The organism is Flavobacterium sp. GCM10023249, assembly GCF_042653365.1.
GTDB lineage: Bacteria > Bacteroidota > Bacteroidia > Flavobacteriales > Flavobacteriaceae > Flavobacterium.
In genome coordinates, this window is record NZ_JBHSHZ010000009.1 from 124600 (window position 1) to 146491 (window position 21892).

At 37.5% G+C, this 21892-nt stretch carries 23 protein-coding genes and 1 tRNA gene; 8 read left to right on the forward strand and 16 right to left on the reverse strand.

The window, feature by feature from the left end; translation table 11 throughout:
- Positions 1-38: 38 nt before the first annotated feature.
- On the reverse strand, positions 39-494 hold the full coding sequence (gene coaD / locus ACFO7M_RS07265) for a pantetheine-phosphate adenylyltransferase (RefSeq protein WP_379713622.1): 456 nt from the start codon (positions 492-494) through the stop codon (positions 39-41).
- Between the two features lie 3 nt (positions 495-497).
- Positions 498-1472 carry a D-alanine--D-alanine ligase gene (locus ACFO7M_RS07270; protein WP_379734849.1) on the reverse strand — a complete coding sequence of 325 codons (975 nt, stop codon included), beginning with the start codon at positions 1470-1472 and terminating at the stop codon, positions 498-500.
- Positions 1473-1672: 200 nt separating this feature from the next.
- Here ACFO7M_RS07270 and ACFO7M_RS07275 point away from each other — a divergent pair, with 200 nt between their 5' ends.
- The 4 genes from ACFO7M_RS07275 (at position 1673) to ACFO7M_RS07290 (ending at position 5394) form a co-directional block, all read left to right on the forward strand.
- Positions 1673-2284 (forward strand): PASTA domain-containing protein, encoded by a 612-nt coding sequence (locus tag ACFO7M_RS07275; RefSeq protein WP_379713626.1) that lies wholly within the window; start codon positions 1673-1675, stop codon positions 2282-2284.
- Positions 2285-2286: 2 nt separating this feature from the next.
- Entirely contained in the window at positions 2287-3333 is a 1047-nt protein-coding gene (locus ACFO7M_RS07280) for an RluA family pseudouridine synthase (protein ID WP_379713628.1), read from the forward strand.
- 5 nt (positions 3334-3338) lie between these two features.
- Entirely contained in the window at positions 3339-4292 is a 954-nt protein-coding gene (locus ACFO7M_RS07285) for a DUF3667 domain-containing protein (RefSeq protein WP_379734850.1), read from the forward strand.
- 61 nt (positions 4293-4353) lie between these two features.
- Entirely contained in the window at positions 4354-5394 is a 1041-nt protein-coding gene (locus ACFO7M_RS07290; RefSeq protein ID WP_379713632.1) for a M28 family metallopeptidase, read from the forward strand.
- A 326-nt stretch (positions 5395-5720) separates the two neighbouring features.
- On the opposite strand, the gene ACFO7M_RS07295 is transcribed toward ACFO7M_RS07290, so the two are convergent.
- From ACFO7M_RS07295 to ACFO7M_RS07345, 11 genes are all read right to left on the reverse strand, one after another.
- The gene (locus ACFO7M_RS07295) at positions 5721-6227 is read right to left on the reverse strand and encodes a hypothetical protein (RefSeq protein ID WP_379734851.1); all 507 of its coding nucleotides are present in this window, start codon (positions 6225-6227) and stop codon (positions 5721-5723) included.
- Positions 6228-6244: 17 nt separating this feature from the next.
- Entirely contained in the window at positions 6245-6664 is a 420-nt protein-coding gene (locus tag ACFO7M_RS07300) for a hypothetical protein (RefSeq protein WP_379734852.1), read from the reverse strand.
- A 29-nt stretch (positions 6665-6693) separates the two neighbouring features.
- The gene (locus ACFO7M_RS07305) at positions 6694-7260 is read right to left on the reverse strand and encodes a YdcF family protein (protein WP_379713636.1); all 567 of its coding nucleotides are present in this window, start codon (positions 7258-7260) and stop codon (positions 6694-6696) included.
- An 8-nt stretch (positions 7261-7268) separates the two neighbouring features.
- The gene (locus ACFO7M_RS07310; RefSeq protein ID WP_379713638.1) at positions 7269-8165 is read right to left on the reverse strand and encodes a tetratricopeptide repeat protein; all 897 of its coding nucleotides are present in this window, start codon (positions 8163-8165) and stop codon (positions 7269-7271) included.
- A gap of 74 nt (positions 8166-8239) precedes the next feature.
- Complete coding sequence (locus ACFO7M_RS07315) at positions 8240-8725, reverse strand: hypothetical protein (RefSeq protein ID WP_379734853.1); 486 nt, start codon at positions 8723-8725, stop codon at positions 8240-8242.
- 121 nt (positions 8726-8846) lie between these two features.
- Positions 8847-9548 (reverse strand): VIT1/CCC1 transporter family protein, encoded by a 702-nt coding sequence (locus ACFO7M_RS07320; protein WP_379734854.1) that lies wholly within the window; start codon positions 9546-9548, stop codon positions 8847-8849.
- Positions 9549-9819: 271 nt separating this feature from the next.
- Positions 9820-10296: a hypothetical protein gene (locus ACFO7M_RS07325; RefSeq protein ID WP_379734855.1), complete on the reverse strand. Its 477-nt coding sequence runs from the start codon at positions 10294-10296 to the stop codon at positions 9820-9822.
- A gap of 187 nt (positions 10297-10483) precedes the next feature.
- Positions 10484-10559 (reverse strand) — tRNA-His (locus tag ACFO7M_RS07330).
- A gap of 105 nt (positions 10560-10664) precedes the next feature.
- Positions 10665-11381: a bacillithiol biosynthesis deacetylase BshB1 gene (gene bshB1 / locus ACFO7M_RS07335; protein WP_379713648.1), complete on the reverse strand. Its 717-nt coding sequence runs from the start codon at positions 11379-11381 to the stop codon at positions 10665-10667.
- Between the two features lie 34 nt (positions 11382-11415).
- On the reverse strand, positions 11416-12471 hold the full coding sequence (locus ACFO7M_RS07340; RefSeq protein WP_379713650.1) for an isochorismate synthase: 1056 nt from the start codon (positions 12469-12471) through the stop codon (positions 11416-11418).
- A 2-nt stretch (positions 12472-12473) separates the two neighbouring features.
- On the reverse strand, positions 12474-12896 hold the full coding sequence (locus ACFO7M_RS07345) for a PaaI family thioesterase (RefSeq protein ID WP_379713652.1): 423 nt from the start codon (positions 12894-12896) through the stop codon (positions 12474-12476).
- A gap of 119 nt (positions 12897-13015) precedes the next feature.
- Between ACFO7M_RS07345 and ACFO7M_RS07350 the strand changes: the two genes are divergently transcribed.
- Positions 13016-14575, forward strand: a complete 1560-nt coding sequence (locus ACFO7M_RS07350) for a hypothetical protein (RefSeq protein ID WP_379713654.1) — start codon at positions 13016-13018, stop codon at positions 14573-14575.
- Between the two features lie 64 nt (positions 14576-14639).
- Here the strand turns inward: ACFO7M_RS07350 and glyA are convergent, their stop codons facing one another.
- Positions 14640-15914, reverse strand: coding sequence for a serine hydroxymethyltransferase (gene glyA, locus ACFO7M_RS07355; RefSeq protein ID WP_379713656.1), 1275 nt, complete (start codon positions 15912-15914; stop codon positions 14640-14642).
- Positions 15915-16027: 113 nt separating this feature from the next.
- On the opposite strand from glyA, the gene fahA reads away from it, so the two are divergent.
- The 3 genes from fahA to ACFO7M_RS07370 all read left to right on the forward strand — a co-directional run bounded on the left by fahA (position 16028) and on the right by ACFO7M_RS07370 (position 19539).
- Entirely contained in the window at positions 16028-17311 is a 1284-nt protein-coding gene (gene fahA, locus ACFO7M_RS07360) for a fumarylacetoacetase (RefSeq protein WP_379734856.1), read from the forward strand.
- 97 nt (positions 17312-17408) lie between these two features.
- Complete coding sequence (locus ACFO7M_RS07365; protein ID WP_379734857.1) at positions 17409-18266, forward strand: nuclear transport factor 2 family protein; 858 nt, start codon at positions 17409-17411, stop codon at positions 18264-18266.
- 85 nt (positions 18267-18351) lie between these two features.
- Positions 18352-19539: a hypothetical protein gene (locus ACFO7M_RS07370; protein ID WP_379734859.1), complete on the forward strand. Its 1188-nt coding sequence runs from the start codon at positions 18352-18354 to the stop codon at positions 19537-19539.
- Positions 19540-19583: 44 nt separating this feature from the next.
- Here ACFO7M_RS07370 and ACFO7M_RS07375 read toward each other — a convergent pair whose 3' ends face one another.
- Both ACFO7M_RS07375 and ACFO7M_RS07380 read right to left on the reverse strand, forming a co-directional pair.
- Positions 19584-20285: a response regulator transcription factor gene (locus ACFO7M_RS07375; RefSeq protein ID WP_379713664.1), complete on the reverse strand. Its 702-nt coding sequence runs from the start codon at positions 20283-20285 to the stop codon at positions 19584-19586.
- Between the two features lie 3 nt (positions 20286-20288).
- On the reverse strand, positions 20289-21872 hold the full coding sequence (locus ACFO7M_RS07380; RefSeq protein ID WP_379734860.1) for a sensor histidine kinase: 1584 nt from the start codon (positions 21870-21872) through the stop codon (positions 20289-20291).
- Positions 21873-21892: the final 20 nt, after the last annotated feature.

Below are 21892 nucleotides of genomic sequence, written 5' to 3' on the forward strand. Positions count from 1 at the left end.
GGCAAGGAAACTCCCTGCCTTATGATTGTCTGTAGTTATTATTTCACTTCCACTGCGGGTGGCACCAATACTTTGTAGTTTCCGCCGTTGCGAATTACATCACGAACAATACTTGAACTGATATAAGATGTATCTGCAGCGGTCAATAAAAATATGGTTTCGATTTTTGACAAACGGCGGTTGGTATGTGCGATAGCCTTTTCGAATTCGAAATCGGCGGGATTGCGCAAACCGCGGAGAATAAAATCGGCTTCGAATTTTTTACACAAATCGATGGTTAAACCTTCATAGGTAATCACAGAAACCGAATCTTCTCTTTTGAAAGTTTCTTCGATGAAGCGTTTGCGTTCCTCTAACGGGAACATGTATTTCTTTTCCGCATTGACACCAATTGCAATAATAATTTCATCGAATAGCGGAATACTTCTATTGATGATATCGACATGTCCTAAAGTAATAGGATCGAACGATCCTGGAAATATGGCTCTGCGCATAAACTATTTATTTAATGCTAATTCAATCGCGTTAGTAAACAAATCCTGAAGTGAGATACCGGCTTCTTTGGCTTGTTGCGGAATTAGACTCTCGTTTGTTAATCCCGGTATGGTATTCATTTCAAGCATGTACGGTTCTCCGTTGACTAAAATGTATTCGCTACGGGAGAAACCACTCATTTTTAATACTTCGTAGACTTTTTTAGCCACTTCACGAACACGTGCTTCCACTTCCGGGGTTAATCGTGCCGGCGTAATTTCCTGTGATTTACCTAAATATTTGGCTTCATAATCGAAGAAATCATTATCCGAAACGATTTCGGTAATTGGCAATACGATAACTTCCCCTTTATAATTGATTACCCCTACTGATACTTCGGTACCGTCTAGGAAACTTTCGATAATAATTTCATTGTCCTCTTTATACGCATTTTCCACTGCGGTTAAGAAATCTTCTTTATGATGTACTTTGGAAATTCCGAAGCTGGATCCCGATTTGTTCGGTTTCACGAAACAAGGCAATCCGACACGTTCGATAATCGCCTCTACATCGATGGCATCGCCTAAATTCAAATAATACGACGTTGCCGTTTTAATTCCGTACGGTTTTAGAACCGATAACAAATCCCTTTTATTGAATGTTAGCGCCGCTTGATAGTAATCGCAAGACGTTTGTTTGATATTGAGCAATTCGAAATACGCCTGCATTAATCCGTCTTCACCCGGCGTACCGTGAATGGCATTAAAAACAGCATCGAAGGTAATTTTCTGACCGTTTACCACAACTGAGAAGTCATTTCTATCGATTGGAAATTCGGTTTCATTATCGTCTACGTATACCCATTTTTCTTTGAAGATATGGATACGGTAGCCTTTGTATTGAGTTGGATCGAGATTTTGGTAGACAACGTTTCCGCTTTTAAGTGAAATTTGGTACTCGCTAGAGTAACCTCCCATAATGATGGCGATATTCTTCATATATATTATTTTGGATTGTAGGATAGCCCTGATGGAAGCGGCATCCTTTTTTTGCTTTCCTATAAGGCAAAAAAAGATATAGCGTACAGCAGGATTAGCTCCTAATAAACAAAATTATCATTTTTTTGAATGAATTGGCTTTCGCATTTTATATTTTTTACATAAAAATTTATGTAAGTTTGCAGTAAATCACTTAATCTATGAGTTGGAAACGATTTCTCCTTAGTTTTACTTTTTTCAAGCAAGTAGCCCTTGCGTTACTTATTGTTGTAGCTTGTTTATTTCTATTCATGTATTGGATAGGATTTACAACGAATCATGGGCAGGAAATTACTGTTCCCAATTTAAGCAAATTGACTTTAGAGCAAGCGGAAGAAAAATTGGATGAGTTGGATTTGGATTATGAATTATTGGATACGGTAGATTACAATGCTACATTTCCTGAGTTGACGATTGTACAACAAGATCCACGTCCGGGTACCAAAGTGAAGGAAAACCGTGTTATTTATGTAAAGATTAATGCATCGGGTTATGCCAAAGTACGTTTACCAGATTTGGTACAAAAGACGTACCGTCAGGCTGTACCGACATTAAAAGCGTTAGGTTTGGAAGTGGGTGACACCAGCTATGTTCCGAATTTAGCCAAAGACATGGTATTAGAGATGAAAATAAACGGTTCGCCAGTGAGAGCCGGTCAACAGGTAACCAAAACCACCAAAGTTGATTTGGTTTTGGGAGATGGTAAAGTAGGTTTTGACGAAGAAGAATTGGAAGACACTCCGCAAACGGATTCCATTGTTGCTGAAGAATAAGAATGAATCAAGAAATTTTTGAAAACGAAGAGCTGGACGACGAATTGTACGAACATCACAAGTTCATTTCGCCTAAAGGTCAGTCGATATTACGAGTAGATAAGTTTTTAATGCAACTTATCGAGAATGCTACGCGCAATAAAATACAACAGGCAGCGGAAAGAGGCAATATCTTTGCCAATGGCGTTGCTGTAAAATCCAATTACAAAGTCAAGCCGTTTGATGAGATCAAGGTAATGCTATCGCATCCACCGTTTGAGAATCATATTATACCGGAAAACATTCCGTTGAACATTGTGTACGAAGACGATGCCCTATTGGTGATCAATAAGCCTGTAGGTTTGGTGGTTCATCCGGGACATGGCAATTACACGGGTACATTGGTGAATGCTTTGGCCTTTCATTTTGACAATTTACCGATGAACAGCAGTGAGCGACCAGGCTTGGTGCATCGTATTGACAAAAACACTTCCGGGTTGTTGGTGATTGCCAAGACCGAGACTGCGATGACGCATTTGGCGAAGCAATTTGAAGAAAAAACCACCGAAAGAGAATACGTTGCGATTGTTTGGGGTAATGTGAAAGAAGACGAAGGTACTATTGAAGGCAACTTAGCCCGTCACGCGACCGATCGTATGCAGATGGCGGTATATAAAGATCCGGAGATTGGCAAACCTGCGATTACCCATTACAAAGTATTGGAACGATTTGGTTATATCACTGTGGTATCTTGTATTTTGGAGACAGGCCGCACCCATCAGATTAGAGCCCACATGAAACATATTGGTCACCCCTTATTTAATGATGAGCGTTATGGTGGTCATTTGATATTGAAAGGAACAACGTTTACCAAATACAAACAATTTGTAGAGAATTGTTTCAAAATTTTACCAAGACAAGCATTACATGCCAAGACCTTAGGGTTTGAGCATCCGGTTACGAAGGAATATATGCGTTTTGATACCGAAATTCCGAAAGACATGACCGAGTGTATTGAGAAATGGCGTGTGTATTCAAAATCACATATTTTCAATCAAGAAGAAGAGTAATAGTTATGGGAAAACATTCACTTCGTACCGATAAAACCTGCTTGAACTGCCATCATGTAGTCGAAAACAGATTCTGCCCCAACTGTGGACAAGAAAACAAAGAGACGAAGGAATCCTTTCACTATTTATTCACGCACACCATTGAAGATTTAGTACACTACGACAGTGGTTTTTGGAAAACCATCAAATACTTGTTGTTTTATCCAGGTCGGTTGAGCAGAGAATACATTGCTGGTCGACGCAAAATGTTTGTACAACCGGTAAAGCTGTATATTTTCATCAGTTTCGTTACCTTCTTTTTATTGTCGATTTTCACTACGATCAATCAACATTCTGGAACGCCGATTGCGGTGGTGGATAAAGAAAAAGCAAGTATAGAAAAGGAGAATATCCGCTTTTCGACTGAGAAGAAAAATACCATACAGATTGACACGACCAATATTGACTCCAATTTAGGTGAGTTGAAAGGCAGTTTTGGGGAATGGCTCAATGAAAGAGCCCGTTTTGTTGCTCTGCATGCCAAAGACAAAGATTTTGTGAAGCAATTTTATAAGAATCTATTCAATACTATTCCGAAAGCCTTGTTCTTGTATATGCCACTATTTGCATTTGTGTTGTGGTTGTTTCATAACAAAAAGAAATGGTTCTATTTTGACAGTGGCATTTTTACCATCCATTATTTTTCGATGATTTTATTGTCCTTTACCATTAATCAAGTACTCACCGAGCTCCTGTATTGGTTGTTTGGAGAAGCCAATGTAGCTACTTTGACAGGATTCATGGCCTTTGGATTGATGGTTTGGTGGTTGTTTTATTTCTTCCGTTCGCATCGTTTGTTTTTTCAGGAAAACCGATGGGTATCCCGATTGAAAGGAATCTTTATTTTTTCCATTAATTTAGTGCTGTTGCTAGCCCTTATCGTGTCGTTGCTAGCCTACAGTGCATTAAATGTTAATTAATCCTAATTTTTTTGATAATCTTTATCAATTTGGTTAAATTCGTTTAACAATTACTCATTTTATGAAAAACAGCATTTTAGTTTTGGCTGCGGCTACGTTTACGTTTACCAGCTGTACCAGTCAAAAGTCTACTTCCACCTCTTTCAAGCCGGAAGCAAAAGAAGACATTACCAAGTACATGAATACCATTACGGCTGAGGATTTAAAGACACATCTTTACATTGTAGCTTCTGATGAAATGCAAGGAAGAAACACCGGAGAAGAAGGTCAGAAGAAAGCCGGAAGATACCTTATCGACCAATATACTAAGAACGGGATTTCGTTTCCTACCGGAGCTTCGGATTTTTACCAACCGATACCCTCTTCCTATTTTCAAAAAGCATTCAGTCCTAAATTAGGTGATTCTGAAAACATTTGGGCTTTCATAGAAGGTTCTGAAAAGCCGGATGAAATTTTGGTGATTTCTGCGCATTATGATCACGTGGGTATGAAGAATGGTGAGATTTATAATGGTGCCGATGATGACGGATCTGGAACAGTTGCTTTGTTAGAAATTGCGCAAGCCTTTCAACAAGCGAAGAAAGAAGGAAAAGGGCCGAAACGTTCGATTTTATTTTTGCATGTAACTGGTGAAGAGCATGGTTTGCATGGTTCACGTTTTTATACTGAAAATCCGTTATTCCCTTTGGCTAAAACCATTACCGACATCAACATAGATATGATTGGTCGTCGTGATGCACTACACAAAGACAGTAACAATTATGTGTATGTTATTGGTTCGGATTATTTATCGAGTGACCTTTACAACATCACAGAAGAAGCGAACAAACATTTTGTAAATTTACAATTGGATTACAAATACAATGATCGTAATGACCCGAACCGTTTTTACTACCGTTCTGACCATTACAACTTTGCGAAACACAATATCCCTTCGGTGTTCTTCTTTAACGGAACACATGAAGATTACCACCAGCCGGGTGACGAACCGAACAAGATCGAGTACGATGCTTTGGCAAAAAGAACACAGCTCGCCTTTACGGTTGCATGGGAATTGGCCAATCGTAATGACCGACCTGTGGTTGACAAATCAGGTAAATAAACGCAAAACTCCGACTTTCGTCGGAGTTTTTTTTGCCTTATTTTTCGTTGTGTAACGAATTATTTTCCATGTATTTGATCCATTTCTTACCAAGTCTCATAATGCAGTACACCGCCACTACAGACAAAACAAGCAACAGTATCTGTATACAAAGTAGGCCAATACTAAGATTACTAATTGGGGTTTCCATTGCACTTGTTTATTTCTTTTTATAGTATATATAACTAAAAGAAAATGAATAAATTATACAACGGCTGTAATTCTTTTGGAGTAGAACGCTTGTGTTGCTCTTTTCGATAGATGCGTTGTTTTGCTTTTTCCAAGCCTTACTTCGCTTCTTCAAGGCGTACCTTTCTTCTTCCAAGGCTTACTTTTCTTCTTTCAAGGCTTACTTTACTTGTTCCAAGCTCTACTTTTCTTCTTCCAAGGCTTACTTTACTTGTTCCAAGCTCTACTTTTCTTCTTCCAAGGCTTACTTTACTTGTTCCAAGCTCTACTTTTCTTCTTCCAAGCCTTACTTTGCTTCTTCCAAGGCTTACTTTTCTTCTTCCAAGCTCTACTTTACTTGTTCCAAGCTCTACTTTTCTTCTTCCAAGGCTTACTTTGCTTCTTCCAAAGAGTTTTGCGCTTGACCCAAGCCATTTTGCACTTGACCTAAGCCATTTTTCACTTGACCTAAGGCATTTTGCGATTGACCTAAGCCGTTTTGCACTTGTCCTAAGGCATTTTGCGATTGACCTAAGCCGTTTTGCACTTGACCTAAGCCATTTTGCACTTGTCCTAAGCCATTTTACACTTGACCTAAGGCATTTTGTACTTGACCTAAGTGACACTTCGCTTGGTCCAAGGCTTACTTTGTTTGGTCTAACTCTTCTTTTATTTCTTTGTGGTTGCTTTTGATTACTTCGTATGTCGAGTATCTGAAAACTTTAGCCTTTTCAGGTTTTTGTTCTGATTCATAACCTTCAGGATATCCTTTGTTTACATAAAACTGTCCCGTAAATTTTATCCGGTCACCGTTGTATCCGAGTGTATCCGTTAATTGTACTACTTTATCAATCGGTTCGATAAAAACACTTTTTTGAGACAAGCTGTCTTCCTTATCGTAAAATTTTTCAATATCATTTGGAGTTGCCCAGTTGGCGCAGTCACAAGCCCATCCGATATATTCCAATTCGATGGTTTGGGTTTTGTGTTCCAATTCTCTAGTTTGAAAATTAGAGCAACCCATTAAAAAGAAAACGAATAAATTCAGTGCAATTGTTTTCATGATTGAGTGAAAGAAAAATCTTTTATGAGTTACAATGCCTCAACGTAATAGGCTACAAACTCTCGGGGTAACGAATACAGATCCCACCATTCGAAAAAGTGAGGGCTTGCGCTTTCGATGTTTTCGAAACCTTTGTTTCGGAAGAGTTTTTTGGTTCGGGTTTGGTGGAAATACTGCGAGACCGTGATGGCGCTTTTGAGGTGCAGGCTGTCCATGATGCGAATGGAATTAACCACCGTTTTCTCGGTATCGTTGCCATAATTATCGACAAAAATTTGATCGGCCGGCACTTGGTGTTGCACCAAGTATTTTTTCATGGCATTGCCTTCCCATTGCCCTTCCCTACCCAATCCGCCGCTTACAATGATGGTTTTCACGCGATGGTTGTTGTACAGTTCCAGTCCCTTATCGACGCGCGCTTGGAGTCGTTCGGAGAGCGTTCCGTTGGGATTGACTTTACTTCCGAGGATGATGGCTACATCGGCAGGTTGATTTTTATCGCGGTAGCCGTCGTAGATGATGTAAATGGTGTGTATAGTTCCCCAAATCAGTGTTCCTAGAATCATTTTTTTGGTGTATTGGAGTGCTTTTTTCATGGATCAAATTACTTCTTATTTCTTCTAACGATTTTAACTACAAGGAATATACCCAGCAAGATAGTTACTATTAGACCCATTGTTTTAGGGTAATTCATTTTAGGATTATGCAGTTTCGCCTTTTCCTTTTTCAAGCCTTCTTTTGCAAACATCATTCTTTTTTTGAATAGTTCACTTTCAAATCCGTACTCTTTTGCTTTTTCGAATACTATGACTGCATTTGCATAATCTTTCTGAAGCAATCTAAAGTTACCTAATTCGAAAAGCATAGTTGCAACGATTTTATCTTTGGGCTTTACCAATGATATTCTCTCATTCAGTTGGTAAAAAAGTGCTCTATATAATTTTTGAAGTTTTGGGGTATCTAGAAACTTTTTTGGGCTACTTTCATTTCCAAAATCAGTACCCAATAAAAACTCACCGGTTATATAGTTGTCCCCTTTGATTTTAGCTTCTAGGATATTGACATGAATCCATTCTGACCCACGGTGTGAATTTGGATCGATTTCAATCGCTTTTTTGATCCATTCCAATGCTTTTTGGTTATCCCCAATCAACTCGTAAATGGTTCCAATGTTTGAAGCCGTAGAATACTTGTTAGGCTGTTTTTTTTCAATGTTTAAATACAGTTGAAGGGCTTCTTTGTATTTCTTTTGCAGAATAAGTACCAAACCCTTGTCAGACAAATAGGCCAAATCATTTGTCTTTTTATACAGACTATCCAATTTGAAAACCATTTCGTCAAATTCATTTTCATAAAATTCATGACCGAAAGGCAAAACATTCGAATAATCTTCATACAAATAATGACCACTTTTCAATATTTTACTTTCACCGTTTAGGCAGGCGAAAGATTTAAAGGATACAATTAATAAAAGTATCAGGAGGGATTTAAGTGTTTTCATTTATTATTTATGTGTTTTTAATTGCTGGTGGTTGATCTGTTAGTTCGTTTTTGTTTCGTTTTTGTAGTTCCCCATTAATGAAAGCTTCCTGTATATTCCTTATTCTTCACATCATAATAGGCAGCTATCGATGCTTGTTTCCATCCCACGGCTTGTATTACTTTGCCGTTTAATTGGGTTTCATTGAGTACTGTTATTTTCCGATAGCAACAACCAATCCATGCATATCTGGCTTCTTGCGGCAGCACAGTAAGATCTTGAGTACGATGGAATTTTTCCAGTACGTTTTTGGGTACTGCTTTCATTTTAGCATAGGCTGTATCTCTTTCTATTTGAGCAATCGTATAGAATAGAATATAAGATACGATGAAAGCCACCAAAAACAATCTGCCTATTTTGAGATAGGAAACGGTATGGGTTTTGAAACTAATTAGTATTGCCGTGGCTAAACCGGTAATCAAGACAGTTACCACAAAGTAACCTATAGTAGTGCCGCACTCCAGACTTATGACGGTAGAAAGTATTGTGGTTACTAAAAAAAAGACTAGATATCGAGACATAGAGTTGGTTTACGACTTCTTTGGGAGCGCTGTTGCTGTTTGAAAAACAAAACTACCACTTTTTTAGGGTAGTAGTTGCTATTTTTTGTGTGTAGGAAACTAATTCCGGGTTATTGGCATTTTATACATTCACTCCAAAGAGATAACCGACTAATGCAGAAAGCACCATTGCGATTGTTCCCCAAATGGTAATTCTCAAAATTGCTTTTTTGCTGCTTGAACCGCCTGTTTTGGCTGATGTAAGTCCAAGAATGATAAGAAATACGATTGTAAATCCGTACAGCCAATATTCCATTCCTTTTACCGGGGCAAAGAAAACCACTACAAGAGGCAATACGCCACCAACGGTAAAAGAAGCCCCAGAAGCCAAAGCCGCTTGTATTGGGTTCGCCTGACTGATTTCGTTAATGCCTAGTTCGTCTCTAATATGTGCTCCTAATGCGTCTTTTTCAGTAAGTTCAATGGCGACTTGCATAGCCGTTTCCTTTTTGAGTCCGCGTCTTTCATAGATTTGAGCCAAAATAGCGAGTTCTTCCTCAGGCATTTCTTTGAGTTCTTGAATTTCTCTTTGGATGTCGGCCTTTTCGGTGTCGGTTTGTGAACTCACCGAAACATATTCGCCGGCAGCCATGGACAAAGCGCCCGCTACAAGTCCGGCGACAGTTGCCAAAACAATTGGTTCTCTGGTTGCGCTTGCTGCGGCAACCCCAATAGCTAAGCTTGATATGGATATTATTCCGTCATTGGCGCCAAGAACTGCAGCTCTTAACCAGTTGCTTCTGTGAATGTAATGGCTATCTAAGTAGTTGTCAATTGTTATCATACGTTAATTATTGTGTTGTTGGTTTCAGTTGTTCTAATTTACGGATAACTTCTAAATCTACACTATAAGGAATTGACGAAGGCCTAAAATTGTAATGATTTGTGTTTGGGCTTTGTGATGGCATGTTGTAATGGTTTCGCTATCGATTTTAAAACTAATGGGAAAAGATTATTGAATGATAACCGTAACGTTGAAAAAAAAAATTCAACTTTTAGGTTTTAGTTTATATTCTTTTTGGGCACGAGCTAGAAGCTCGCGCCAGCGTGGAGTTTTAAATATTCAAATGCAAAATTGTCAACAAAACAGAGAGTAGTATTTCAAACTCTTTGTCATGCTGATCTTCAAAACAGTTCAATTCAAGAGTTATACCTTTACTATCGAGTATTTTTTTAAGTTTTACCTTGGCCACATTTTTTGAATTTAGTGAGATAGTTGCCCATTTTTTGTTTAAAAAGTAAAGCAAATTTGATTTCACTACAATGTTATCATCTCCCATATCAAACTCCGAAAAAAATAAATTATGGCTTTTAATCTTGATTTCGTTGGTTAGATTTTGTTCTTTAATTTTAAGAGTAAACAAAAAACTAGAGCACTTCACTAGCAAAGTATCGTTTTGATAAATTTCGGCTTTGATTTTTGAACCCAATAAAAACATTCTCTTCATTGTTACAATTAGTTCATTGTCTTTATAAACATAAACCTCAGAATTTACGTTATTGGGTAATTGTATTGTAAGAGTTGAGGACATGTATTGTAAGGTATAAATTGCTTTAATCGAGAAGGTCGTTGTTTAGATACTCCACATTAACTTACCTCGAACTTCAGACTTTAGCTGTGTTTTGCAGATAATTGTAAATATAGGAAAAATTGGATTTGGGTGCTGATATAGGAAAGTAATAGCTACAAAAAAAGCCCTGAATTACTTCAGGGCTTCTGGGTGAAAGACGGGTCTCGAACCCGCGACCTTTGGAACCACAATCCAACGCTCTAACCAACTGAGCTACAATCACCATTTGGTTTTGCTAGAGGGCTTTGCTTCGTGATGAAACTCATTTCCCTTTTGCGAGTGCAAATATATTGCAAAAGTTGGGTTTTGCAAAAGATTTTTACAAAAATTTACTTTAAATCCCCTAAGCTATTGACAGCCAAATACCTTTCCACGGTAAAACCTTCGGCAAAGTCGGTCCCAATGAGTCTTCCGAGGTCTTGTGCGCGGTATTTTACGCTATCCAAAAAGTTTTTGGAGGTGATTGGCGTCTCCGGTTCGTTGGTATCCGGATTATAAAACTGTGACGAGTACGCCATAATGGATTCCATTTTGATGTCCATAAATCCGGTGACGTCAACAACGAAATCGGGTTCGATAGGCAACCACTGTATGTAATGATATACCAATTTGGGGCGCCATGCTTGTTGGATGCTCCCGTTGTAACTGGTTTCTATTTTGGGTAATCCGGATAAAAAGCACGCATCGGAAACCAATTTATTCCCTTTACCGTGATCGATGTGACGGTCGTTGATGGCGTTACAGATGACGATATCGGGTTGGTATTTGCGAATCATTCGGATGACTTCGAGTTGGTGTTTTTCGTTGTTTCGGAAAAAGCCATCGCGGAAGTTTAGGTTTTCGCGAACGGAGATATTCAGGATTTCGGCTGCTCTTGCTGCTTCTTGGTCACGGATTTCGGCTGTTCCTCTGGTTCCTAGTTCGCCTCGGGTTAAGTCGATGATTCCAACTTTCTTCCCTAGGGAAATTTCTTTGGCTAAGGTGGCAGCGCAACCTAATTCTACGTCGTCGGGATGTGCTCCGAAGGCTAGTATATCTAATTTCATAAATTAATTCGGTATTGTCATGAAGCCGTTGGTATTATAATACCCGTTTCATGGTTTTTGATTTGTTTACGGTTTCCTCCCATTCGGATTCCGGATGACTGTCTTTGGTAATACCACAACCGATAAAAAGCTGTGCGGTATTGTCTTTGATTTTCATACAGCGCAGGTTGACAAATATGTCGGTCGCATTGTCGTCGTTACTGAAGTTATGGTTCAGTTCACCCAAAAAGCCCGTATAGAACTCGCGATCATAGCCTTCGTGCTTTAGGATAAAGTCTTTGGCTGCGAACTTAGGCAAACCACATACGGCTGGCGTTGGATGCAGGATATCGATTACTTTTTTCAGGTTGGAGTCGTTGTTGATGATTCCTTCCACATCGGTTCTCAAATGCAATAAGTTTCCGGCTCTGGTTGTATAGGGATTGGACGCATTGATATTGAAGGCATGCGATTTTAGGTTTTCGAGAATGAACTCGGTTACAAACTCCTGCTCTTCTTTTTCTTTGTCTTTCCAGAAAACGACTTCGGTACCTTGATACGTTTGTGTTCCGGCTAATGCCATCGTATTGAAGACATCGCCTTCAGCTTGGATTAATTTCTCTGGGCTCGCTCCCATCCACATTCCGATTTTCGGATGGAACCAGCAATAGCAAAAGGCTGCTGGATACAATTGAAGCATGCGTTCAAAGATGGCTTCCATTTCGAAGCTGTCCAATTGCACTTTTTCTTTGCGAGAAAGCACCACTTTGTTGAATTCGCCTCTCTTGATGGCAAAAACGCCTTTTTTTACCAAGGCCAGAAACTGTTCTTTTTCGTAAAGATCGTCATGGCTTTCGGCGATATGCGATTCAAATTGCTTTTCGAAATAAATACTATTGTATTTGACTTCGGCATTGTCAAGAGGAAAAACAATCGGAGCACCATCGAAAGGCGCGAAAACGAATCCTTTTTCAAGAAAGTTTTCCGAGAAATAGAGATGGTCATTATTTTGAAAAACGCCAATTAAAGTCTTCGAATTGGGTTTTCGGTAAACCACAAAGGGTAAATTGAGCTTCTGATGCAAATGCACTTTTTCGAATAGACTTTTCATCCTTATCTTTTTGGCAAAATCATATTGGTTAGTTTACAAAGCGAAATCACTTTTCCTTCTTCATCAACTATTTTTATTTCCCACAAGTGAATTGATCTTCCTTTATGTACGATTTTGGCAGTAGCAGTAACGATTCCTTCTCTTTTGCTTTTTAAATGATTGGCGGAAATTTCGATTCCTCTTACTTCCTGCTTTTCATGGTTAATAAACATAATTGAAGCGGCACTTCCTACACTTTCCGCCAAAGCTACCGTTGCGCCACCGTGGAGTAACCCCATGGGCTGGTGTACTTTGGAATTCACAGGCATTGTGGCTGTTAAATAATCTTCCCCGGCATCAACATATTCAATTTCAAGGGTTTGCATTAAGGTGTTTTTACACCAATCATTACATTTTTTAAGAACTTCTTCTTTATTAAAAGACATATTTTCCATTTAGTATATCAAATTTACGAAATTTAGGATTAAATTTTATTCGGCAGAATAAAAAACAATTTCATTCGTTAATTTATATTACCTATTTTTATCCAAATTTAATTTGAACAATGCGTTATACTTTTCTGTTTTTTATTGTTTTCCTCTTATCCTTAACCTCTTGTAGGCAAGATTTTGAAACGGTTCCAAGCAACGGAAAACTAGCCTTTTCTAAGGATACGGTTTATTTGGATACGGTTTTCACCAATATCAGCTCGAGTACTTATACTTTAAAAGTGTACAATAAAAGCAATGATGATATTCACATTCCAACGATTGCATTTGCGAATGGTGACAATTCAAAATACCGTATGATGGTGGACGGAATGACCGGAAGAGACGGTAAAGGAAAGTATTTTGAAAATGTAGAGATTCTGGCAAAAGACAGCTTGTATGTATTTATTGAAGCGACCGCAGGTATTGAAGATGCCGATCCGGTTGACTTTTTATACACTGATAAGGTTTTATTTGATTCCGGTAGCCTTCAACAGGATGTGGACTTAGTAACGCTAATTCAAGACGCCTATTTTATTTATCCTGAACGTACGCAAAATCCGGATGGAAGTTATACCTACGAAGGAGAACCTTTAACTGAAAACGATCCAAAAATCACCGCTTTTCCCCTTGATGAAAACGATCCTGTGAATGGCAACGAATTGCATTTCACGAATACGAAACCCTATGTTATTTATGGTTTCCCAACCGTTCCGAACAATAAAGTATTGGAGATTGATCCCGGTGCGAGAGTTCATTTTCATGACCAATCTGGGTTGATTGTAGCCGATAATGCCAGTATTCATGTGAATGGCGCTCCATCGACGACTGAAGCTTTAGAAAACGAAGTTATTTTTGAAGGTGATCGTTTGGAACCTGGTTTTGCAGAAATACCCGGACAATGGTTTGCGGTTATTTTAACCGATGGAAGTACTGATAACCGTTTCAAGAATCTAACAATTAAAAATGCAACGGCTGGCCTTTTCATTCAAAATAACGATGGTACTGCTGTAGATATTGAAAATACACAGATTTACAATTGTACGGTTGCGGGTATCTTAGCGCGCACCGGAAGAATCAACGGAAGAAACATTGTCATCAATAAAGCCGGACAATATGCTTTGGCTTGTACTTTAGGTGGTACTTACAACTTTACGCATTGTACTTTTACCAATTATTGGTCGGCTGGTTCGCGTTCGACACCTTCTGTTTTATTGGATAATACTTTATTAGTCGACACTACTCTTTTTGTAGCACCATTAAGCGCAACAATAACGAATTCCATTATTTACGGCACTAACAGCATAGAAATTGGATTAAAAAAGGACAATAGTGCTGCTTTTACAACCGACATTAGTTATTCTCTTATCCGTTTCAGCGATATCAACAATCAGTTTACCGATCCGATGTATGATTTCGTCAAAAATCCGGCATCTAAAAACAATATCGTAAGCAATTTCCAAACGTTGAATGATCCGAAGTTCAAAAACCCGCAAAGAAACAATTTGAGAGTTTTATTGGGTTCTTCTGTAATCGATAAGGGAAATCCTGCCGCTTTGGTTGCCAGAGATGCAGATGACATCCTAAGATCTATCACCACTCCAGATTTGGGCGCTTATCATCATTTGAATGAGTAATAAAAATTTACTGCATAAAAAATCCCGCTTAAAGGCGGGATTTTTATTTATAGGTAATTCTGTTTTAGAAAACAAACATCGCTCTTTCGCTCATCATGTCGTTTACTTCATCAGCAACTTGCTCTAATACTTCTTCGTTGGTGTGATTCATCAATACACGATCGATTAAATCCACAACCGTTTCCATATCTGCTTCCACCAAACCACGCGTTGTGATTGCCGGAGTTCCCACACGGATACCTGAAGTTACAAAAGGTGATTTATCATCAAATGGCACCATGTTTTTGTTTACGGTGATTTCTGCTTTTACCAAAGCATTTTCAGCTTCTTTACCAGAAATATTTTTGTTACGTAAATCGATTAGCATCATATGGTTGTCTGTACCACCAGAAATGATATTGTAACCTCTTTTCACGAATGCTGCAGCCATCGCTTTAGCATTTTTCTGCACCTGAACTGCATAGGTAAAGAACTCATCCGATAAACATTCTCCAAAAGCTACCGCTTTTGCAGCAATGATATGCATTAAAGGTCCGCCTTGATTTCCAGGAAAAACTGACATATCCAAAACGTGCGACATCATTCTGATTTCTCCTTTTGGAGTCGTTAATCCCCATGGGTTTTCAAAATCTTTACCCATCATGATCATACCACCACGAGGTCCGCGTAATGTTTTATGTGTTGTTGTTGTAACTATATGACAGTGAGGAATTGGATCATTCATTAATCCTTTGGCAATTAAGCCTGCAGGGTGAGAAATATCGGCCATTAAAATAGCCCCAACTGAATCTGCAATTTCGCGGAAACGTTTGAAATCCATATCACGAGAGTAAGCCGAAGCACCTGCGATGATTAATTTCGGTTGTTCTTTTGTTGCAATTTCTTGAATTTTATCGTAGTTCAACACGCCGGTTTCTGCATCAACACCGTAAAAAACCGGGTTGTATAATTTTCCTGAAAAGTTTACTGGAGAACCGTGAGTTAAGTGACCACCGTGCGACAAATCAAAACCTAAGATGGTATCTCCCGGCTTTAAACAAGCAGCAAAAACAGCAGTATTCGCTTGAGAACCAGAGTGTGGTTGAACATTCACATACTCGGCACCAAAAAGTGCTTTAGCTCTGTCGATAGCGATTTGTTCTACAACATCCACTACTTCACAACCACCATAGTATCTTTTACCTGGATAGCCTTCTGCGTATTTATTGGTTAAACATGATCCGGCAGCTTCCATTACCTGGTCGCTTACAAAATTCTCAGAAGCAATAAGCTCGATTCCATGAATCTGTCTGTCTTGCTCATCAAGAATTAAATCAAAAATTTGTTCGTCGCGTTGCATTTTTATTATTTTTTGTTAAATACCCGTCAAAAGTACAAAAAGTGTTTGGTATAATCCCAATAGAAACTATATTTGAACTATCAAAACAACGTTTTATCACAAAAAAATATATTATGCCTATAACTGCTAACAACCCAAACAGAAAATCATGGTTAGAAATTTCTTCCGATAGTGATTTTCCCATTCAGAACATTCCCTTTGGTGTGTTTTTAACCAAAGAAAACATAGTAACTGTAGGGACGCGTTTAGGCGATTTTGCCATTGATTTGGGCGCATTACAACAGTTGGGATATTTTGAAGGAATTGAGTTGACAGATGACGTTTTCTTACAAGATACATTAAACGATTTTATTTCTGACGGAAAGAAAACATGGCGATTGGTTCGCAACAGAATAGCAGAGATCTTTGATGCTGAAAACCCCGATTTACGAGACAACAAAAAACACCGCGATGTAGTTATTTTCAGAATGGAAGATGTGGAAATGCAACTTCCCGTTTTTATTGGAGATTACACTGACTTTTACTCAAGTAAAGAACATGCTACCAATGTAGGAAAAATGTTCCGTGATCCTGAAAATGCTTTATTACCCAATTGGTTGCATATACCTGTAGGTTACCACGGAAGAAGTTCTACCATTGTTCCTTCAGGGATTCCGGTTCACCGCCCAATGGGACAAACCATGCCTGCAGATGCAACTTCACCGGTATTTGGTCCGTCACGTTTAGTGGATTTCGAATTGGAGACTGCTTTCATTACTACAGACGCCAACATTATGGGTGAAAACATTCCTGTGAACGAAGCAGAAGATTATATCTTCGGAATGGTATTGTTGAATGACTGGAGTGCACGCGATATCCAGAAATGGGAATATGTGCCGCTTGGACCATTCTTAGCTAAGAATTTTGCATCATCAATCTCACCGTGGATTGTAACCATGGACGCATTGGAACCATTCCGTTGCGCACAACCAAAACAAGAACCAACTCCCCTACCGTATTTACAGCAAGAAGGAGATCACGCCTTTGATATTAATTTGCAAGTGGCCATTACTCCGGAAAATGGTGAAGAAACTGTAGTATGTGATTCGAATATGAAATACATGTATTGGACGATGAGTCAACAGTTAGCACACCATACTATCAATGGATGTCGAATCAATTCGGGTGATATGATGGGTTCAGGAACCATTTCAGGACCAACAGAGAACTCTTTTGGATCGATGCTGGAATTGACTTGGGGTGGAAAAAATCCAATCCAAATGAAAGATGGTTCAGAGCGCAAATTCATTAATGATGGTGACACTGTAATCATGAGAGGTTATTGTCAAAATAATGAGGTACGAATTGGTTTTGGTGAAGTCTCAAGTAAATTACTTCCTCCAACACCTACTAAATAAAATATTACGTTTTCATTAACAGATAGATAAGAGCAATTGAATTAAATTGCTCTTATTTTTTTACACATATCAAAGAAAACAATCAAAAACTAACGAAATGAGATTGACTTTTATATTCTTACTTTCTTTCCTTTCGATTTCATTATTTGCTCAAAAACCATGTGAATCCAATTCAAAGTATAATGAGTTTGATTTCTGGATTGGTGAATGGGAAGTTTATGGTCCAAAAGGAATTGTGGGTCATTCTAAAATCTCTAAAATTCTAGACAACTGTATAATTCTTGAAGAATGGGTATCAGCCAATTCACAGCAAGGTTTGATTTTTTCGGGAAAAAGCTACAATACCTACAATGCAGCATCAGGACAATGGCAACAAACTTGGGTAGATAATACTGGTGGTACTACCGAATATTTAACTGGTAAATTTGAGAACAACAGCATGCAGTTTCTTAGCCGACCATTTAACAACGGAAAAAACAGTTCGATACGACGTCTAACTTTTTTTAAATTGGAAAATGGCTATGTAAGACAATTGGGAGAAATTTCAAATGATGAAGGCAAAAATTTCAGTACCGAATACGATTTAGAATACCGTAAAAAAAAGACTTCCGAACAAGAGGAAATCCTTACACTTCTTAAAGAAATGGAATCGAATTACAATAAAGGAAACTTTGAAGGAATTGCCGATTATTATTCAAAAAAAGGAAAAATTATTGGGCGAAACACTGAATTTTCGGGTGAAGTAGAGCTCAAAAAATACTGGAAATCATTTGAAAATCTGGGTGGAACATGGAAATTAACCAATTTATCCTTTGAACCCATCAACGAAACAATTTGGCAAAAAGGAATTTCTGAAATCAAAGACAAGCACAACAAAGTGCACAAAGTCAATTTTACCCTAGTATTTATAAAAGAAAACAATCGTTGGAAAATCCTTCAAGATAGTTATTGGTAAAAAATAACATCAATCCTATAAAAGTTTTTTTGGCTTGATATTTGTCTTTCCAAATACATAACTATATTTGCCAAAATTCAAGACTATGAAGAAAATTACATCTTTCGTATTACTTATCGGATTATTAGTGAGTTGCAGTGGTGTTAAAAAAACCCAATCTCTATTGAGTGACGGTAATTATGATGCTGCCATCAACCGTTCTGTAGAATCTTTAAAAACGAACAAAGCTTCAAAAGGAAAACAAGATTATGTTTATTTATTAGAGGAAGCTTACGCAAAAGCGAAAGATCGTGATCTGCGTGAAGTAGAAATGCTTCAAAAAGATGGCAATCCAGCTAATCTTGAAAAAATTTACAATACCTATTTACAACTCAACAATCGTCAGGAAAAAATCAGACCTTTATTACCTTTACCGCTTTTACAGGAAGGTCGTAATGCTATTTTCCCGTTCGATGATTATTCTTCACAAATCATAAAAACACGCGAAGCCTTATCAAAGTATTTGTATGACAATTCGAAAGCTTTAATGAAACAAAATGATAAAATGAGCTATCGTAAGGCGTATGATGATTTTGGTTATTTGAATGAAATCAATCCAGGATACAAAGACATTAAGAAATTAATGGATGAAGCACATTTCAAAGGCACTGATTTTGTACATGTGTATACTAAAAACGAAACCAACATGATTATTCCGGCTCGTTTGCAGAATGATTTATTGGATTTTAGTACGTTTGGCTTGAATGACAAATGGACTGTGTACCATAATAACCGTCAAAAAGATATTAAATACGATTTTGCAATGATCGTGAATTTCAGAAACATTACCATTTCTCCCGAACAAGTTAAGGAGCGTGAGTTTGTAAAAGAAAAACAAATTGTTGATGGCAAAAAACCTTTGCTTGATGCCAATGGAAATCAGGTAAAAGATGATAAAGGAAATGTAGTTATGGTAGACAACATGAAAACAGTACGAGCTACCATTTATGAATTCAAACAATTCAAAGCCTGTCAAATTACTGCTAAAATTGATTATATCGATTTCAGAACAAACCAATTGATTGATGCATTCCCACTCTCAAGCGAATATGTTTTTGAATATATCTATGCGAATTACAATGGTGATAAAAATGCTTGCGATAGCGAATATTTACAATATTTTGGCCGTAGAGCTACTCCATTCCCAAGTAATGAGCAAATGGTTTATGATTCAGGAGAAGATTTAAAAGCCAAACTAAAAAATATCATTACCCGAAATAAATTTAGAAGGTAAACAAAATAAAAAAGCTCTGATTTCTCAGAGCTTTTTTTATGAATTTATTTTTTCACCACTAACCTAAATCCTTCACCGTGAATGTTTAGAATTTCCACATTTGTATCCGATTTCAGGTATTTGCGCAATTTAGCGATATATACATCCATACTTCTTGAAGTGAAATAATTATCGTCTCTCCAGATTTTTGTTAATGCTAATTCTCTTGGCATCAAATCATTTTCATGCAATGCAAGCATTTTAAGCAATTCATTTTCCTTTGGCGACAATTTAATAGGTTCTTCACCAGGGAACGTTAAAAAACGCAATTTAGAGTTCAGATGAAACTTTCCGATTTCGAATTCGAACTTAACCACATCTGCTTTCACTTCAGAGGCTTTACGTTGAATAATTGCTTTAATTTTCATCAATAACACTTCCGAGTCGAAAGGTTTATTCAAATAATCATCAGCACCTACTTTATAGCCTTTAAGAACATCTTCCTTCATTGTTTTAGCTGTTAGAAAGATAAGAGGCACTTCTTTATTCTTTTCACGAATTTCTTTTGCTAAGGTAAAACCATCCTTATACGGCATCATTACATCCAGAATGCACAAATCGAAATTGTCTTTTTTAAACTTTTCAAAGCCTTCCATTCCATTCTTAGCCAATACGACTTCAAAGTCATTCATAGACAAATAGTCACGAAGAATTGAACCAAAGTTTGGATCATCTTCAACTAATAATATTTTCTTGTTTGTATCCATAATTTAATAAATTAATGGGAGTTTGATTATAAATGTACTTCCTTTTCCTTTTTCACTCTCGACCAACACTTCTCCGTGATGGTCATCAACTATTCTTTTTACATAGGCAAGACCCAATCCGTGTCCTTTTACGTTATGAATATCGCCGGTATGTTCACGATAAAATTTATCGAATATTTTCTTTTGCGCAATTTTACTGATTCCCAATCCTTGATCTTTGATTTTAACTACGATGAAGTTTTTAATATTCTCAGAAGTCACATGAATGACAGGTCTTTCCGGAGAATATTTCACCGCATTTTCCAATATATTGACCAAGACATTGGTAAAATGAACATCATTAAGTAATACAGACGTTTTAGTAGCTTTCAGATTTACATTAATCTCACCTTCTCTATCTTCCACAATAAGACTAACATGCTCAACTGCTTCCTCAATAATATCATGCATATTGCATGTTTCTTTTCTGATATCTAATTCTCTCTTTTCTAATTTCGAAATTCGCAATACATTTTCCACTTGCGCATGCATTCTCTTATTTTCATCCTTAATCATTTGAAGATAACGATGTACCTTCTCTTTATCATCAATCACTTTTGGATTTTTTATTGCATCCAAAGCCAAATTAATTGTAGCAATTGGAGTTTTGAATTCGTGTGTCATATTATTGATGAAATCTGTCTTGATTTCAGAAATATGACGTTGAGTATTCAATTGTTTCAATGCACTGTAATAAGCAACGATAATGATAGCAGTAAACAAGAACGACAGAACAGCAATACCAACTAAATCAGATGCTAAAAATGCTTTCTTTTTAGGAAAACTAACCAACAATTGAAATTTGCTCACACCCTCATTATCGGTAAAAATAGGGGTGTCAAAAGTGGTTTTTTTATCGAATTTAAATTTTTCCGATTTAACTTTTGTAGCCAATCCGTTACTATATATTCCGAACTCGAAAGGCGTATCTATTCCATATTCCTCCAATTCATTTCGAAACAACGCTTCCAACTGTTTATTGGAGACACGTTGCGTAATGGAACGCGTAGCAGCAATATCTTTGAAATTGAGTTGAAATTGCGCCTTATCCAATACTTCTACCACACCCGATTTTTCTGTTTTTTCAGATGGAAGGACATCATTGTTAGCAGGATTACTTTCCACATTACTTTCGTTGTAAACCTCTGTCACCCTTTTTGCAACATAATTTTTAATTCTTGTGGAATCATTAGCTTTATCAAAGAACGAGGCTGAAACCGAATAATCTTCTGGGATAATACTACTTGAATATATTATCGTTTCATTCGTTAATTCGTTTTTCTCAACATAGAAAAATTTCATCAATTCACTACGTTGCGGTGCTTTACCAATACTATCTTTTAACTGGTTGAACCTACTCAAAAATGAAAACGCTTCCTGTTCTTCAACTTTCTTTGCAACATTCGAAATTACCTGTTTAACTTGATAGGTAAACTGCTCGTCTTTGTTTTTAAAAGAAGCGTGAATAAGATAGCCTTGAACAGCAATGATACCCAAGAGGGCCACTGTCATTAAAACAATCACTAAACGAAACAAAGCCTTATTCATTGATACAAATTTAATATTTT

Bases quoted from the DNA above. Each gene is read 5' to 3' on its own strand.
- ACFO7M_RS07285 (WP_379734850.1), top strand. From the start codon at position 3,339: ATGGGAAAACATTCACTTCGTACCGATAAAACCTGCTTGAACTGCCAT.
- ACFO7M_RS07315 (WP_379734853.1), bottom strand. From the start codon at position 8,725: ATGTCTCGATATCTAGTCTTTTTTTTAGTAACCACAATACTTTCTACC.
- ACFO7M_RS07325 (WP_379734855.1), bottom strand. From the start codon at position 10,296: ATGTCCTCAACTCTTACAATACAATTACCCAATAACGTAAATTCTGAG.
- ACFO7M_RS07275 (WP_379713626.1), top strand. From the start codon at position 1,673: ATGAGTTGGAAACGATTTCTCCTTAGTTTTACTTTTTTCAAGCAAGTA.
- ACFO7M_RS07270 (WP_379734849.1), bottom strand. From the start codon at position 1,472: ATGAAGAATATCGCCATCATTATGGGAGGTTACTCTAGCGAGTACCAA.
- ACFO7M_RS07345 (WP_379713652.1), bottom strand. From the start codon at position 12,896: ATGTCTTTTAATAAAGAAGAAGTTCTTAAAAAATGTAATGATTGGTGT.
- ACFO7M_RS07340 (WP_379713650.1), bottom strand. From the start codon at position 12,471: ATGAAAAGTCTATTCGAAAAAGTGCATTTGCATCAGAAGCTCAATTTA.
- ACFO7M_RS07305 (WP_379713636.1), bottom strand. From the start codon at position 7,260: ATGAAAAAAGCACTCCAATACACCAAAAAAATGATTCTAGGAACACTG.
- ACFO7M_RS07280 (WP_379713628.1), top strand. From the start codon at position 2,287: ATGAATCAAGAAATTTTTGAAAACGAAGAGCTGGACGACGAATTGTAC.
- ACFO7M_RS07320 (WP_379734854.1), bottom strand. From the start codon at position 9,548: ATGATAACAATTGACAACTACTTAGATAGCCATTACATTCACAGAAGC.
- glyA (WP_379713656.1), bottom strand. From the start codon at position 15,914: ATGCAACGCGACGAACAAATTTTTGATTTAATTCTTGATGAGCAAGAC.
- bshB1 (WP_379713648.1), bottom strand. From the start codon at position 11,381: ATGAAATTAGATATACTAGCCTTCGGAGCACATCCCGACGACGTAGAA.
- ACFO7M_RS07370 (WP_379734859.1), top strand. From the start codon at position 18,352: ATGAAGAAAATTACATCTTTCGTATTACTTATCGGATTATTAGTGAGT.
- ACFO7M_RS07300 (WP_379734852.1), bottom strand. From the start codon at position 6,664: ATGAAAACAATTGCACTGAATTTATTCGTTTTCTTTTTAATGGGTTGC.
- fahA (WP_379734856.1), top strand. From the start codon at position 16,028: ATGCCTATAACTGCTAACAACCCAAACAGAAAATCATGGTTAGAAATT.
- ACFO7M_RS07380 (WP_379734860.1), bottom strand. From the start codon at position 21,872: ATGAATAAGGCTTTGTTTCGTTTAGTGATTGTTTTAATGACAGTGGCC.
- ACFO7M_RS07375 (WP_379713664.1), bottom strand. From the start codon at position 20,285: ATGGATACAAACAAGAAAATATTATTAGTTGAAGATGATCCAAACTTT.
- ACFO7M_RS07365 (WP_379734857.1), top strand. From the start codon at position 17,409: ATGAGATTGACTTTTATATTCTTACTTTCTTTCCTTTCGATTTCATTA.
- ACFO7M_RS07290 (WP_379713632.1), top strand. From the start codon at position 4,354: ATGAAAAACAGCATTTTAGTTTTGGCTGCGGCTACGTTTACGTTTACC.
- ACFO7M_RS07350 (WP_379713654.1), top strand. From the start codon at position 13,016: ATGCGTTATACTTTTCTGTTTTTTATTGTTTTCCTCTTATCCTTAACC.
- coaD (WP_379713622.1), bottom strand. From the start codon at position 494: ATGCGCAGAGCCATATTTCCAGGATCGTTCGATCCTATTACTTTAGGA.
- ACFO7M_RS07310 (WP_379713638.1), bottom strand. From the start codon at position 8,165: ATGAAAACACTTAAATCCCTCCTGATACTTTTATTAATTGTATCCTTT.